This is a genomic window from Rathayibacter sp. VKM Ac-2759 (assembly GCF_009834225.1).
Lineage (GTDB): Bacteria > Actinomycetota > Actinomycetes > Actinomycetales > Microbacteriaceae > Rathayibacter.
This window is the reverse complement of the sequence record NZ_CP047176.1, coordinates 3,280,535-3,292,905: the sequence shown is the minus strand read 5'-3', so window position 1 is coordinate 3,292,905 and position 12,371 is coordinate 3,280,535. Positions and strand designations below refer to the sequence as shown.

Genomic DNA, 12,371 nt, shown 5'->3' with positions numbered 1-12,371 from the left:
ACGGCGGATTACCGTGACGGTCGTGGACCACAACGGGCCGGACGTGCCGCTGGATCGCGACCGAGCGCGGGCGCTGCTGACGCCGTGGGCGCACCAGCCCGCCGTGGTGCTCGACCGGCACCTCGAGGTGCTGTCCGCGACGCCTCTCGCGCGGGCTCTCTCGCCCTGTCTCCTCGAGGGCGTGAACATCGCCCGTTTCACGTTCCTCGACCCGCGGGCTCAGCAGGACCGGGCCTGCTGGCGGGAGGCGGCGGGGCAGGTCACGGCGCTGCTGAGCGACTCGCTCGACCGGCACGACGCCGACCGGGGGTTCCGGAGCATCGTGGGTGAGCTCTCGGCCAGGAGTCCCGGCTTCGCAACGGCGTGGGCCGCAGGTGCTCCGGCGCGCGGGAGCGGATCCGTCCGCTTCCTCGACACCGCCGTCGGCACCGTGCCGCTGGGCTACCGCCTGACGCGGCCGCCGGACGACGACGAGCACACGCTGCTCGTGTTCGAGCCCGCCGACGCCGCGGCCCGCGACGCGCTCGGGCGCCTGGCCGTCACCGTTCGGGAACCGCGGGCGCCGCATTCGCCGTGACGTCGGCCTCCGTCCGTCGAGCGGCGGGACGGAGCGCGGCGAAGTGGTCGATCGCGGCGGCGGCGGGAGTCCCCGCTCGGGCGAGGTACGTCACCACGTAGTGGCCCGGCGCGACAGCCGATTCGAACGTCTGCATGTCGAAGTCGAGCCACCCGAACGGGGCCACGTCGATCCGCAGTGCTCGCTGCGTGATCGGGCGGACCTCGTACTCGGCCCAGACCGAGCGGAACAGCCGGTAGCGCACCGAGCACTCGCCGACGATCTCCTGCAGACGCGGGTCGTCGGGATCGCTGTAGAACCTCAGGGCCGCGATCAGCTCGCGGAAGATGCTGTCCCAGGCCTCCAGCTGGTCCGCCGGGATGCCGTCCTCGCGGGCGCGCACGTACCCCTCCGCGACCGAGAGGAGCAGGTTCGCGCCGGGTACCCCCTTGTCCGGGGCGATACGCCTCAGGAGGTCGTTCGTCGCCAGGACGTCGAGGTTCCGGTCGAACGCGAACGCGGGAGTCATCGGCCAGTGCTCCAGCAGCGACTCCATCGACGGCGCGGCGGTCCGGGAGCCGGGGCCGCGCAGCGGAGGGAGCGGTCTGGCGAGACGGAACAGGTAGGCGCGCTCGAACTCGTCGAGGTCGAGCGCGTGAGCGAGAGCGCTCAGCACCTGGTCCGAGGGGGTGATGTCGTGGCCCTGCTCGACGCGGAGGTAGTAGTCGCGGCTGATCTTCGCGCGGTCGGCGACCTCCTCCCGGCGGAGACCCGGGACCCTCCGCCTGGTCCCGGCGGTCGTCAGGCCGACCTGCTCCGGCCGCAGCGCCGAACGCCTCGCACGGAGGAAGTCCGCGAGGGGGCTGCGGGTGCTCATCGTCTGACTCCGTCGGAGAACCTGCCGGAACGAGCGGCAGTCGGACATCGCGTCAGGTCAAGTATGACCCGGCGATCGCCTCCCGCTACGAGGAGGTGTCGCTCGCGCAGTGGCTGAGCCACCTCCCGCCGTCGCTGGTCGCGCAGCACCTCGACATCCCGGAGGACGTCCTCCGGACCTTCCCGCCCGGCACGCAGGGCATCACACCGCTGCGCTGACAGTGCCGGTCCGACACCGCCGCGGCGACGCTCCTCGTCACGGGGAGGAGGTCCTGCTCGGGAAGAAGTGGCGTTCGGTGGGGTCGCCCTGTGCGTGAGCCAGCGCTGCAGCGCGGATCTCGCGGTCGCGGCCGGTGAGACGCTGAGTCTCCTGCCGCTGGAACTCGCCCCACGACGGCACCATGAAGGTCTCCAGCTGCACGTCGGACTCCTCGCCGCTCCGGTAGAGGGCCCACCTCGAGGCGCCGGTGCGGCGTCGAGAGCTCTCCACGAGACGCATCGCGGTCCGGAACGCGGCGAGGGAGCCGGAGTCGACCGTGTAGGAGATCTGCACGAGCACTGGCCCGTCCGCCGGCTGCGGCTCGAACACCAGCGTGGGTGTGGGCCACGACATCGAGATGCTGCGATCGACGGTGCCCGTTCCGGGGAGCAGCGGGAGCACCCGCACGCTGGCCGCCACGACGAGCAGCAGGGTGGCCGACGCCGCGTAGGCGAGCGACGTGCCGAGCGCCTGCGCTGCCAGGCCCCAGCCGATCGAGCCGACGGCCATCACTCCCATGAAGACGAAGATGTAGATCGAGGCTCCGCGGGACCGCACCCACTGCGGCAGGGTGAGCTGCAGGGCCGCGTTCAGCACGGTGAGGGTGCCGATCCAGGCCAGCCCCGCGAGCACGAGCAGGACCAGGGTCGGCGCGAAAGGGAGGAACGCCGCCGCGAGCGACCCCGCCGCGAAGAGCACCGAACTCGCCGCGATGACGATGTTGTCCGAGAACCGGCGCCGAGCGAGCGGCAGGGCGAAGATGCCGAGCACGGCACCGGCGCCGAGAGCACCGAGGAGGACGCCGTAGCCGCTCGAGTCGAGTTGGAGTCGCTTGGCGGTGAGGGGCAGGAGAGCCCAGAGCGCACTGGCCGGCAGGGCGAAGAGCGCGGACCGGAGCAGGATCCGGCGGACGAGGTGCGCCGAGGCGACGTAGCGGATCCCCGCCCTCAGCGCAGCGCCGAACTGCTCGCGGTCGTCGAGGCCGGCCTGCGCGGGACGCTTCCACCAGAGGAGGGCGATCACGGCCCCGATGAAGCTCAGCGCGTTGATGCCGAAGACGACGGGAGCCCCGAACACCGACAGGACGACTCCTGCCAGCGCAGGTCCCACCGCTCGGGCGCCGTTCACCGTCACGCCGCCGAGAGCGGACGACGCGGCGATCAGATCTCGGGGCACGAGCTCCGGCTGGATCGCCTGCCAGGCAGGCGAGGTCAGTGTGGAGGTGATGCCGAGCAGGAAGGTGAAGGCCAGGATCGTCCACGGCGTCAGAGCGCCGATGGCTGCGACGACCGTCAGAGCGCCCGCCAGCAGCGCGCTCGCCGATGACCCCCAGATCAGCAGCCGTCGTCGGTCGAGTGAGTCGGCCAGGACGCCCGCGGGAAGGGCGACCAGGATGGAGGGCGCCAGGCTCGCCGTCTGCACGAGAGCGATGACCGCCGCGCCCGCAGCAGCCTCGACCAGGTACCACTGGGCTCCGACGGTCTGCATCCACGTGCCGATGTTGCTGCCCAGCTGGGCGAACCACAGCACCCTGAAGGCGGTGATCGCCAGGGGTGCCCATGCCGACGGCTGCGCCGGCGGAGGTGCAGAGGGTGAGGACATGGTCGAACACTACGAAGCCGCGGCGGGCTCGCGCATCGGACCGTGCGAAGGACTCGACAAATGACGAAGACGAGTGGATGCGGGGGTCGGGCGACCGCGCCTCCCTCCCCGGTCCGAGCCGTTCTCGTCCCGCTGCCGACGTCTCCGGCCGACACGCGCAGGTGCACCCCGGAACGTCCGGGGCGCACCCGCGCAGGTCGTGCCGGTGCCGCTCCCGCTAGGCCTGGATGAAGGCCAGCAGGTCGGGGTTGATGACGTCGGCGTGGACCGTCAGCATGCCGTGCGGGTAGCCCTCGTAGATCTTGAGGGTGGAGTTCTGCAGCAGCTCGTGCTGCTTCAGCGCGGCGTCCTTGTAGGGCACGACCTGATCGTCGTCGCCCTGCGTGACGAGAACCGGCACGGTGATGGCCTTCAGGTCCTCGGTCTGGTCGGTCTCGGAGAACGCCTTGATGCCCTCGTAGTGCGCGAGCGCTCCGCCCGTCATGCCCTGACGCCACCAGTTGGCGATCACCGGCTCCGAGACGTCGGCACCCGGTCGGTTGAAGCCGTAGAACGGGCCGGAGGCGACGGCCTGGTAGAACTCGGCCCGGTTGGCGGCGAGCGCCTCGCGGAAGCCGTCGAAGACCGAGATCGGCGTCCCCTCGGGGTTCGCGTCGGTCTGCACCATCAGCGGAGGCACCGACGAGACGAGGACCGCCTTCGCGACGCGGCCCTGGGGCTCGCCGTACCGGGCGACGTAGCGCGCGACCTGTCCGCCACCGGTCGAGTGGCCGATGTGGATCGCGTTGCGCAGGTCGAGGTGCTCGACCACGGCGTTGACGTCGCTGGCGTAGTGGTCCATGTCGTGCCCGGTGCCGACCTGGGTCGACCGGCCGTGACCGCGACGGTCGCTCGCGATGACGCGGTAGCCGCGGGCGTGGAAGAACAGCATCTGCGCGTCCCAGTCGTCCGAGGAGAGCGGCCACCCGTGGTGGAACACGATGGGCTGCGCGTCGGTGCTGCCCCAGTCCTTGTAGTAGATCTCTACGCCATCGTCCGTCGTCACAAACGGCATGATTCAACCTCCGTGTTCAGGTCGACCCCGAGCCCCGCCCGGGTCGAATCCAGGGTGATCTCTCCCCCTGGGGGCGGAGAGTGGCTCCACGATAGAGCCGGGCGATCGCCCGGCGGACGGCCGGCCCCGATGTTCCGACTTTTGTCCAGACCCTCTGCGCGGGCTCCCCGATCAGCAGGCGGCACGCGGCAGTCAGCACGCGGCGGACGCGGGGGTCAGCCGCGCTCGCGCAGCGCCTCCAGCAGCGCCGCCGGCGTCTCGGGGTCGCGGAGGCTGATCGCGAACTCGCGCTGGTTCGCCGTCGTGATCACGAGGCCGGGGCCCGCGCCGAGGATGAGCGCCGAGCGGCCCGGCATGATGCGGTAGCCCCAGCCGCCCCACTCCGACGGGCGCAGCTGCGCCGTGCTCGCCGAGGCGATGTCGGCGAGCGGGATGCGGCGCAGCGGGATCCCGAGGACGCGCGAGACGACCCGGAGGCCGCGGCGGTCGGCGGTCACGCGGAGGCGCGCGAAGCCGAGCGTCACCAGGGCGCTCGCCCCGAGCAGCACGGCCATCGCGACGGCCGGGCCCACGGCTCCCTCCGCCAGCAGCGTCGAGGTGGCGATCGCGGCCGAGCCGATCAGCACGACTCCGACGACCGCGAACACGCGGCCGGTGATCGTCGACGACCACGCGCCCGTCTCCGCGCTGCCGAGGGGGAGGCGGTCGACGGCGGTGCGCGGCTCGCGGACGGTCGCCGGCGCGATCAGGGCGGGCGCGATCGCGTAGAGGACACCGGCGAGGAGCGCGAGCAGCCACGGCCCGAGCACGGCGCCCTCGGCGGATCCGGCCGCGAGCGTGGTGCCGACCGAGGTCGCCCAGGTCGAGGCGCCGAGGCCGGCGACGCCGCCGGCGGTCGCGAGGACGAGCCGGGGTGCGCGGCCGAGCGCGACGAGCACGATCCCCGCCACGGCCGCCCCGCCCGCCATCACGAGCGAGAGCGTGAGCGCGGCGCCGACCGTCATCGTGTCGTCGGCCGCGCCGGTGCTCGACCAGTGCGAGGCGAGGGTCCCGGGGAGGCGGTCGGCCAGTGCGAGGCGCGAGGCGACGACTCCGAGGGCCGGGAGCAGGAGGGAGGCGCCGGCCAGCAGGCGGCGGAGGCGGGTGGTCACGGGGTGGTCCTCTCGATCAGGCGGACGAGGTCGGCGGGGCTGATCCCGCTGCGGCGGGCCTCGGCGAGCAGCTGCTCGACGAGGGCGGTGACGCGGACGAGGCCCGGCCCCGCCGACTCCGCGATCCACGCGCCGCGACCGCGCCGCATCTGCAGCAGGCCGTCGTCGCGCAGTGCGCCGTAGGCCCGCAGCACGGTGTGCATGTTGATGCCCAGCGAGTCGGCGAGCTCACGGGCGGGGGGCAGGCGGTCGCCCGCCGAGAGCACGCCGTCGGCGACGGCGGCGCGCACCTGCGCTTCGATCTGGTCGGCCAGGGAGCGCGGCGAGGAGTGGTCGACGCGGAACAACATGTTTGCAATGTTACTAGAACAAGTGAGTCAGAGCACGACGTCGCCCGATTCTCGTCGGGTAACGTGGCCGACGACCTCGGGGGAGGGGATCGCATGACCGCAGTCCGACCGACCGTCCGTTCGCGCGGAGCCGCGCTGCGACTCGCAGGCGTCCTCGTGGGGGCCGCGGGGCTCCTCCAGATCGCGCTCTGGTTCGCGCCACTGGGACTCGTCGGGGCCGGTCGCGTCGCGCCGATCCTGCTCGCCGGGCTCCTCGGTTCCGCCGCCGTCGTCCTCGCACGAGGAGCCGACGCCGGAGGCGGACTGGTGGGCCGTCGTGGCGGCGCGGCCCTCATCGCCTTCGCCGTGCTGCTCGTGCTCGGCCCCGTCGTCCGCCTGGCCACTCCGGCGAGCGACTCGCTGGGGATCATGGTCGGCTCGTCGGTGCTCTCCGGGGCGATCCTGGCGCTGTCGGTCATCGCGGCGGCCCTGGGTCTCACGGCGCTCGCCGCCGCCCGCTCGGTCCCGCGGCGCGCGGTCGTCGTCGCGGTCGTCGCGCTCGCGCTGCACGTGCTCGGCGGCGTGATCACCTCGATCCCCGGTCTCGTCGTCGCGGTACCGGCGCAGGAGCTGCTGTTCGCGCTCTACGCGATCGGCTCCGTCGCCGAGACGCTCTCGCTGATCGCGGTCGGTCTCGTCTGGTTCCTCACAGGACGGTCGCTGCTCGCCTCCGGTCGGTGACCTCGCGCCCGGCCGTCACGCAGAGCCTCGCCCGGCCGAGGCGAGCTGAGCCCGGACGTCGAGGCCCAGCCTCGCGAGCACCGCCGCCACGCGGGCCCGCGCCGCCATCGCCGGCACTCCCAGCCGCACCGCGATCTCGGCGTCCGAGAAGCCGGCGACGACGAGCTCCGCGATCCCGTGCTCCCGCGGGGTCAGGGTGTCCCAGGGCAGGCCCGTCCGGGGCGGGTTCCCTACGGCGATGTCGAGGACGTCGGCGCTCGGGGCGGTCTTCGCGATCACCGCGTCGGCCCCCGCGTTCCTCGCGTGAGCGGCGAAGGGGGCGTCGGCGACCGCGGTCATCGCGACGATCCTCGTGCGCGGCCCGGCACGGCGGATCGCGGGCACGGCCGCCAGAGCGTTGCTGTGCTGGAGACGGATGTCGAGCAGCACCGTGTCGACGGCGCGCTCGCGCATCAGGTCGAGCAGCGAGAGCACGTCCCCGTGCTCGCTCAGCTCGTCGACCGCGTCGGAGCGGCGGAGGAGATCCCCCAGGGCGCGCCTGACCCGCGGGTCGTCGTCGACGAGGGCGATGCGCATGGCCCGTGCCGTCCTCCGTCCGCGGCCGCTCGGGGCCGGCCGCTGCCGCATGCTAGCGGCGGGCGGCGACTCCGGGTCGGCCGGGTGGACGGATGTCGACAGTCCCGGCCGCTGCCTCAGCTCAGCGCCAGCGACACCGCCAGCGCCACCATGACCACCGCCACTCCCGCGTCGAGCGCCCGCCACGCCCCGCGGCTCCGGAACAGCGGTCGCAGCGCCCGCGCCCCGACCCCGAGCGCGGTGAACCAGAGCACGCTGCCCAGCGCCGCGCCCGCGCCGAACCACCAGCGCTCGTCGCCGTGGGTGTTCGCGACGGAGCCGAGCAGCACGACCGTGTCGAGGTACACGTGCGGGTTCAGCAGCGTCAGCGCCAGGCAGGTGCCGATCGCGGTGCGGAGCGTGGTGGAGGCGCCGGCCGGATCTCCCTCGAGCCTCCCCGGCCGCAGGGCGCGCCTCGCGGCGAGGAGCGCATACGCCAGGAGGAAGACGATGCCGCCCCAGCGGATCACCACGAGGAGCCAGGGCGCCGACTCGAGCACCGCTCCGATCCCCGCGATGCCGACGACGATCAGCGCCGCGTCTGCCAGGGCGCAGATCGCGACGACCGCGAGCACGTGCTCGCGCCGCAGCCCCTGCCGCAGGACGAAGGCGTTCTGGGCGCCGATGGCGACGATGAGGGAGAGGCCGAAGCCCAGACCGGAGGCGGCGGCGAGGAGGGAGGACACGGGACGACCGTACGGCGGCACGGTTCTGTAGACCAGCTGATGCTCCTTCAGTAGCGTAAGCAGTACTGATGCTGACCGACGACCTCGATCTCTCGCGCCTGCGCGCCCTCGCCGCCGCGGTCCGGCACGGCTCCTTCGACGCGGCGGCCCGGGCGCTGCACATCACGCCCTCGGCGCTCAGCCAGCGGATCAAGGCGCTCGAGTCGGCCGCCGGCCGGGTGCTGCTCGTGCGATCGCGGCCCGTCGTCGCGACCGAGGCGGGCGCCGGGCTCCTCCGCCTCGCCCGACAGATCGAGCTGCTCGCCGAGGACGCGGTGCGCGCGCTCGACGGCGACGGGGTGCACGCCGCCGGCCCGGTCGTCGTGCCCCTCGCGGTGAACGCCGACTCGCTCGCGACCTGGGTGCTGCCGGCGCTCGCGGAGGTGCCCGATGTCGTCTTCGAGCTGCATCGCGAGGATCAGGAGCACACGACCGCGTTCCTCCGCGACGGCACGGTGCTCGCCGCCGTCACCGCGGAGGCGGAGGCGGTGCTCGGCTGCACCGTCGCGTCCCTCGGAGTGATGCGGTACCGCGCGATGGCGGCGCCCGCCTTCGCCGACCGCTGGTTCCCCTCCGGAGACCTCGCCGCCCTCGACCGCGCCCCCGTGGTCGTCTTCGACGAGAAGGACCGGCTGCAGGAGCGCTACCTGCACACGCGCGGAGTCGACGGACGGCCCCCGCAGCACCGCGTGCCCGGGTCGGCCGACTTCGAGGCGGCCGTCCGGCTCGGACTCGGCTGGGGGATGCTGCCCGAGCTGCAGGCGCCCGTCGGCGCCCCCGGCCTGATCGCCCTCGGCGGCGCGCCCGTCGACGTCCCCCTCTACTGGCAGCAGTGGGCGCTGCGCACCCCGAGCCTCGAGAGGGTCGCGACGGCGATCGCCTCCGCCGCCCGCGCGACCCTCCGCCCCTGACCCCGCGGAGCGCCCCCGCGCCTCAGACCGCGAAGACGTCGCGGAGCGTGACGGTCTCGAGGGAGCGCGAGCGGAGGATGTCGACCAGCTGCGCGTAGACCTGCGTCACCGGATCGAAGTTCGCGTGCCCGATCACGATGTGCTGCGGCAGGAACCACTGGTCGGCGAAGTCGATCACCTGCTCCGGCGTGATGCGCCCCGAATCCGACAGCGACCCGTACCAGAGCGTCGTCGCCGTGTAGCCGATACCGGCCGCGGCGGCGCGGCTCGCGGGATCGGTGTAGCCGAACGGGGGGCGGTAGAACGGCGCCGCCTCGACACCGTACGTCGAGCGGATGAAGTCGCCGTTGCGGCCGAGCTCCTCCTGGATCCCGTCGGACGAGAGCTTCGTGAGATCGGCGTGCGACCAGGTGTGGTTCGCGAGCTGCACCTGACCCGACTCGACCAGCGGTGCGAGCGCGGGCGCGCACGCCGTCCAGGAGTCGTACTGGCCGTTGAGGAAGAACGTCAGCCGCGTCCCGGTGTCCTTCGCGAACTGCGCGTACGCGGCGACCACCTCGGTGTCGGAGCCGTCGTCGACGGTCCACGCGAGGAGGTTCCCCTCGCCGGGGAGCTCGGTGATCGTCCCCTCGGGCAGGGGCACGCGGGCCCGCACCGGAGCCGCGGCGGCGGTGACCGTCGGGGACGGCCGCGGGGGAGTGGGCGTCGGAGTCGGGGTGGGCGTCGGAGTCGGCGTGGGTGTCGGAGTCGGGGTCGCGGTCTGCGGGGTGCACGCGGTCAGGGTCACCGCGGCGGAGGCGATCCCCAGCAGCAGCGCGCGCCGCCTCATCCGCTCCACGCCGTCCCCCTCGCGGCGCTCGACCCCCGGCGCCACTCGCGACCGTAGCGGGGCGCGGGCGCACCCCGCAACGCGGTGCCGCCCGGCGATCCTTGCGGCCCGGTCCGCCCTCGCCTAAGCTACTCAGGTTGCGTGCATCTGCACGCGCTTGCGTGCTGCCCAACCGGCGAGAGTCTCGTCGTGGGCGGGTGGTGCGCCGACAAGTGACCTTGGGTGGGTCGGGCGGGGCCTCGTGCCGCGCGTGGCCCACGGTAACCACACATGGAGGAAACCATGGCAGCAGTCTGCCAGGTGACCGGAGCCGTCCCCGGCTTCGGACACGCCATCTCGCACTCGCACCGGCGCACCAAGCGCCGCTTCGACCCGAACGTGCAGAAGAAGACGTACTACGTCCCCTCGCTCCGCCGTAACGTCACCCTGACGCTGTCGGCCAAGGGCATCAAGGTCATCGATGCCCGTGGCATCGAGTCCGTCGTCAAGGACATTCTCGCTCGTGGGGTGAAGATCTAATGGCAAAGCAGCAGGACGTCCGTCCCATCATCAAGCTCCGTTCGACGGCAGGCACCGGTTACACCTACGTGACCAAGAAGAACCGTCGCAACGACCCCGACCGTCTCGTGCTCAAGAAGTACGACCCCGTAGTGCGCAAGCACGTCGACTTCCGCGAGGAGCGCTAAGTATGGCTAAGAAGAGCAAGATCGCCCGCAATGAGCAGCGAAAGATCGTCGTCGACCGCTACGCGGCCAAGCGCCTCGAGCTGAAGAAGGCCCTCGTCGACCCGGCCGGGACCGACGAGAGCCGCGAGGAGGCCCGCGTCGGCCTCCAGAAGCTGCCCCGCAACGCCTCGCCCGTCCGCGTCCGCTCGCGCGACGCCGTCGACGGCCGCCCCCGCGGCAACCTCTCGAAGTTCGGCATCTCGCGTGTCCGCTTCCGCGACATGGCGCACCGCGGCGAGCTGCCCGGCATCACCAAGTCGAGCTGGTAGTCAGCAGCGCGCAGCGCTGCTGACCACCAGCGGCCGCTGCGCTCACGACCGAAGGCCCCGGATCCTGCGATCCGGGGCCTTCGGTGTTCCCGGGCGAGGGGCGTCCCCGCCGCCCCTCGCCGCAGTCGGCTCCTCGAGGTGGCCGGGATCCGCAGAGCGTCCTCCGTCCGCTGCGTCGAATCGCTTGGCACGCGATTCGACGATGCGCTCGGGGTTCCCTCCTGCTGTCCACGTTCCGGAGGATCGAGTCGTCGCGGAGGGCTGCCCTGGCTCGGCTCAGGGGGCTGTTCGTGACGGATCGGTCGGAACCCGCCGCATGCCTGCTGATCGAGTAGCCCGCGCAGCGGGCGTATCGAGATCCACCACCGTCCGTAGGAGAGGCGCCCGAGGCGCCGCGTAAAATGGGGCGCATGACACGCAGCCTTCCGACCGTCGCCGAGATCGCGGCGCTCATCGACCACGCGATCCTGAAGCCCGAGCTGACCCGCGCCGAGGTCGACGCGCAGCTCGACGAGGCGCGCGAGTCCGGCGTCTTCAGCGTCTGCGTCCGCCCCTCCGACATCGCGCACGCCGTCGCCCGCCTCGAGGGCTCGGGGGTCCTCGTCGGCACCGTCATCGGCTTCCCGCACGGCACCACCTCGACGGCGGCGAAGGTCGCGGAGTCGCGCCAGGCCCTCGCCGACGGCGCCTCCGAGCTCGACATGGTCGTCAACATCGGGCGCCTGCGCAGCGGCCTGCTGCAGGACGTCGAGGACGACATCCGCGCGGTGGTCGAGGCCGCCGACGGCCACGTCGTCAAGGTGATCCTCGAGACCAGCTACCTCGACGACGAGCAGATCGTCGCGGGCAGCGAGGCGTCCGAGCGCGCCGGCGCCGACTTCGTCAAGACGGCGACGGGCTTCGGAGGCGGCGGCGCCAACGAGCACGACCTGCGGCTGATGCGCGGCGCGGTCTCCGACGCCGTCGAGGTGAAGGCCTCGGGAGGCGTCCGCGACCTCGACACGCTCCTCGCCTACCGGGAGCTGGGCGTGACCCGCTTCGGCACGAGCGGCTCGGCCACGATCCTCGGCGACCTCGCCGCGAGGCTCTCGGGCGACTCGAGCGCGGCGCGCGTCGACGCCGCCTCCTACTGACGTGAGCGGCCGGGCGTGAGCGGCCGGGCGTGAGCGGCCGGGCGTGAGCGGCCGGCCCGGACCGGGCGGTCCGGCGTCGCGGCGGCTCGCCGACTCCAGGGTCCCCCTCGACCAGATCGCCCGGGCGCTCAAGGAGCGGGTCTACGCCGCGTTCACCGGCCTCGCCGTGGTCATGATCTACGCCGTCGGCGACGAACCCGACGCGGCGCACGCGCTGCGCAGCCTCGTGGTCTCGATCGTCGGCATCTCGGCGGCGGGCTTCGTCGCCGAGGTGATCGCGCACCAGGTCACCCACGCGGCGACGCCCTCGGCCGCCGAGGCGCGCACCATGCTGCGGATCGCGGGCGGCGCGCTCGCCTCCGCCTCCGTGCCCGTGCTCGCCCTGGCCGCCGCGGCGCTCGGCTGGATCGAGCCGCGGACGGGCCTCTGGATCGGAGTCGGCGTCTACGTCGCCACGCTCGCCGGCATCGCCCTGATCGCGGTCGCCCGCTCGGGACTCGGCTGGCGGCAGAGCCTCGTCTCGCTGCTGGGCCTCGTCGGTCTCGGTGCGCTCGTCGTCGGTGTGCTGGCGCTCGCGCACTGACCGGCACCCGCGC

Annotated in this window: 17 protein-coding genes; 9 read left to right on the top strand and 8 right to left on the bottom strand. The window is 73.0% G+C overall.

All coding sequences use genetic code 11. From position 1 onward, the window contains the following. The first annotated feature begins 22 nt into the window (after positions 1-22). Complete coding sequence (locus GSU68_RS15450) at positions 23-577, top strand: hypothetical protein (RefSeq protein ID WP_159909554.1); 555 nt, start codon at positions 23-25, stop codon at positions 575-577. Here the strand turns inward: GSU68_RS15450 and GSU68_RS15445 are convergent. Beyond that, positions 540-1,433: a helix-turn-helix transcriptional regulator gene (locus GSU68_RS15445; protein WP_159909553.1), complete on the bottom strand. Its 894-nt coding sequence runs from the start codon at positions 1,431-1,433 to the stop codon at positions 540-542. The two genes, GSU68_RS15450 and GSU68_RS15445, sit on opposite strands and share 38 nt — an antisense overlap. A gap of 95 nt (positions 1,434-1,528) precedes the next feature. Here GSU68_RS15445 and GSU68_RS20080 point away from each other — a divergent pair, with 95 nt between their 5' ends. Then, positions 1,529-1,651, top strand: coding sequence for a hypothetical protein (locus GSU68_RS20080; protein WP_279631040.1), 123 nt, complete (start codon positions 1,529-1,531; stop codon positions 1,649-1,651). A 37-nt stretch (positions 1,652-1,688) separates the two neighbouring features. On the opposite strand, the gene GSU68_RS15435 is transcribed toward GSU68_RS20080, so the two are convergent. The 4 genes from GSU68_RS15435 to GSU68_RS15420 form a co-directional block, all read right to left on the bottom strand. Continuing rightward, the gene (locus GSU68_RS15435) at positions 1,689-3,293 is read right to left on the bottom strand and encodes an MFS transporter (protein ID WP_159909552.1); all 1,605 of its coding nucleotides are present in this window, start codon (positions 3,291-3,293) and stop codon (positions 1,689-1,691) included. 217 nt (positions 3,294-3,510) lie between these two features. After that, positions 3,511-4,347 carry an alpha/beta hydrolase gene (locus GSU68_RS15430; protein ID WP_159909551.1) on the bottom strand — a complete coding sequence of 279 codons (837 nt, stop codon included), beginning with the start codon at positions 4,345-4,347 and terminating at the stop codon, positions 3,511-3,513. Between the two features lie 215 nt (positions 4,348-4,562). Then, complete coding sequence (locus GSU68_RS15425) at positions 4,563-5,498, bottom strand: hypothetical protein (protein ID WP_159909550.1); 936 nt, start codon at positions 5,496-5,498, stop codon at positions 4,563-4,565. Next, positions 5,495-5,848: a GntR family transcriptional regulator gene (locus GSU68_RS15420; RefSeq protein WP_159909549.1), complete on the bottom strand. Its 354-nt coding sequence runs from the start codon at positions 5,846-5,848 to the stop codon at positions 5,495-5,497. Before GSU68_RS15420 ends, GSU68_RS15425 begins: the two co-directional genes overlap by 4 nt. Positions 5,849-5,941: 93 nt before the next feature. Here GSU68_RS15420 and GSU68_RS15415 point away from each other — a divergent pair, with 93 nt between their 5' ends. Beyond that, positions 5,942-6,568, top strand: a complete 627-nt coding sequence (locus GSU68_RS15415) for a hypothetical protein (RefSeq protein ID WP_159909548.1) — start codon at positions 5,942-5,944, stop codon at positions 6,566-6,568. 15 nt (positions 6,569-6,583) lie between these two features. Here the strand turns inward: GSU68_RS15415 and GSU68_RS15410 are convergent, their stop codons facing one another. Together GSU68_RS15410 and GSU68_RS15405 are read right to left on the bottom strand one after the other, a co-directional pair. Beyond that, entirely contained in the window at positions 6,584-7,144 is a 561-nt protein-coding gene (locus tag GSU68_RS15410; RefSeq protein WP_159909547.1) for a response regulator transcription factor, read from the bottom strand. 116 nt (positions 7,145-7,260) lie between these two features. Beyond that, positions 7,261-7,869 carry a LysE family transporter gene (locus tag GSU68_RS15405; protein WP_159909546.1) on the bottom strand — a complete coding sequence of 203 codons (609 nt, stop codon included), beginning with the start codon at positions 7,867-7,869 and terminating at the stop codon, positions 7,261-7,263. Positions 7,870-7,937: 68 nt separating this feature from the next. Here GSU68_RS15405 and GSU68_RS15400 point away from each other — a divergent pair, with 68 nt between their 5' ends. Then, positions 7,938-8,819: an ArgP/LysG family DNA-binding transcriptional regulator gene (locus tag GSU68_RS15400; RefSeq protein WP_159909545.1), complete on the top strand. Its 882-nt coding sequence runs from the start codon at positions 7,938-7,940 to the stop codon at positions 8,817-8,819. 22 nt (positions 8,820-8,841) lie between these two features. On the opposite strand, the gene GSU68_RS15395 is transcribed toward GSU68_RS15400, so the two are convergent. Continuing rightward, positions 8,842-9,693 carry a polysaccharide deacetylase family protein gene (locus GSU68_RS15395; RefSeq protein ID WP_208544587.1) on the bottom strand — a complete coding sequence of 284 codons (852 nt, stop codon included), beginning with the start codon at positions 9,691-9,693 and terminating at the stop codon, positions 8,842-8,844. Between the two features lie 237 nt (positions 9,694-9,930). Between GSU68_RS15395 and rpmB the strand changes: the two genes are divergently transcribed. The 5 genes from rpmB (at position 9,931) to GSU68_RS15370 (ending at position 12,358) form a co-directional block, all read left to right on the top strand. After that, complete coding sequence (gene rpmB / locus GSU68_RS15390) at positions 9,931-10,167, top strand: 50S ribosomal protein L28 (protein WP_055786157.1); 237 nt, start codon at positions 9,931-9,933, stop codon at positions 10,165-10,167. After that, a complete protein-coding gene (gene rpmG / locus GSU68_RS15385) occupies positions 10,167-10,334 on the top strand; it encodes a 50S ribosomal protein L33 (protein WP_027692168.1) in 168 nt (55 codons plus the stop codon). The genes rpmB and rpmG overlap by 1 nt, the downstream gene beginning before the upstream one ends. A 2-nt stretch (positions 10,335-10,336) precedes the next feature. Next, positions 10,337-10,642, top strand: a complete 306-nt coding sequence (gene rpsN, locus GSU68_RS15380; RefSeq protein WP_056038146.1) for a 30S ribosomal protein S14 — start codon at positions 10,337-10,339, stop codon at positions 10,640-10,642. Positions 10,643-11,052: 410 nt separating this feature from the next. Next, positions 11,053-11,775: a deoxyribose-phosphate aldolase gene (gene deoC, locus GSU68_RS15375; protein WP_159909544.1), complete on the top strand. Its 723-nt coding sequence runs from the start codon at positions 11,053-11,055 to the stop codon at positions 11,773-11,775. Between the two features lie 43 nt (positions 11,776-11,818). Next, on the top strand, positions 11,819-12,358 hold the full coding sequence (locus tag GSU68_RS15370) for a hypothetical protein (protein WP_159909543.1): 540 nt from the start codon (positions 11,819-11,821) through the stop codon (positions 12,356-12,358). Positions 12,359-12,371: the final 13 nt, after the last annotated feature.

Coding starts and splice junctions, on each gene's coding strand:
- GSU68_RS15410 (WP_159909547.1), bottom strand. CDS start 7,144: ATGCGCATCGCCCTCGTCGACGACGACCCGCGGGTCAGGCGCGCCCTG.
- GSU68_RS15415 (WP_159909548.1), top strand. CDS start 5,942: ATGACCGCAGTCCGACCGACCGTCCGTTCGCGCGGAGCCGCGCTGCGA.
- rpmG (WP_027692168.1), top strand. CDS start 10,167: ATGGCAAAGCAGCAGGACGTCCGTCCCATCATCAAGCTCCGTTCGACG.
- GSU68_RS15445 (WP_159909553.1), bottom strand. CDS start 1,433: ATGAGCACCCGCAGCCCCCTCGCGGACTTCCTCCGTGCGAGGCGTTCG.
- GSU68_RS15430 (WP_159909551.1), bottom strand. CDS start 4,347: ATGCCGTTTGTGACGACGGACGATGGCGTAGAGATCTACTACAAGGAC.
- deoC (WP_159909544.1), top strand. CDS start 11,053: ATGACACGCAGCCTTCCGACCGTCGCCGAGATCGCGGCGCTCATCGAC.
- rpsN (WP_056038146.1), top strand. CDS start 10,337: ATGGCTAAGAAGAGCAAGATCGCCCGCAATGAGCAGCGAAAGATCGTC.
- rpmB (WP_055786157.1), top strand. CDS start 9,931: ATGGCAGCAGTCTGCCAGGTGACCGGAGCCGTCCCCGGCTTCGGACAC.
- GSU68_RS15435 (WP_159909552.1), bottom strand. CDS start 3,293: ATGTCCTCACCCTCTGCACCTCCGCCGGCGCAGCCGTCGGCATGGGCA.
- GSU68_RS15420 (WP_159909549.1), bottom strand. CDS start 5,848: ATGTTGTTCCGCGTCGACCACTCCTCGCCGCGCTCCCTGGCCGACCAG.
- GSU68_RS15400 (WP_159909545.1), top strand. CDS start 7,938: ATGCTGACCGACGACCTCGATCTCTCGCGCCTGCGCGCCCTCGCCGCC.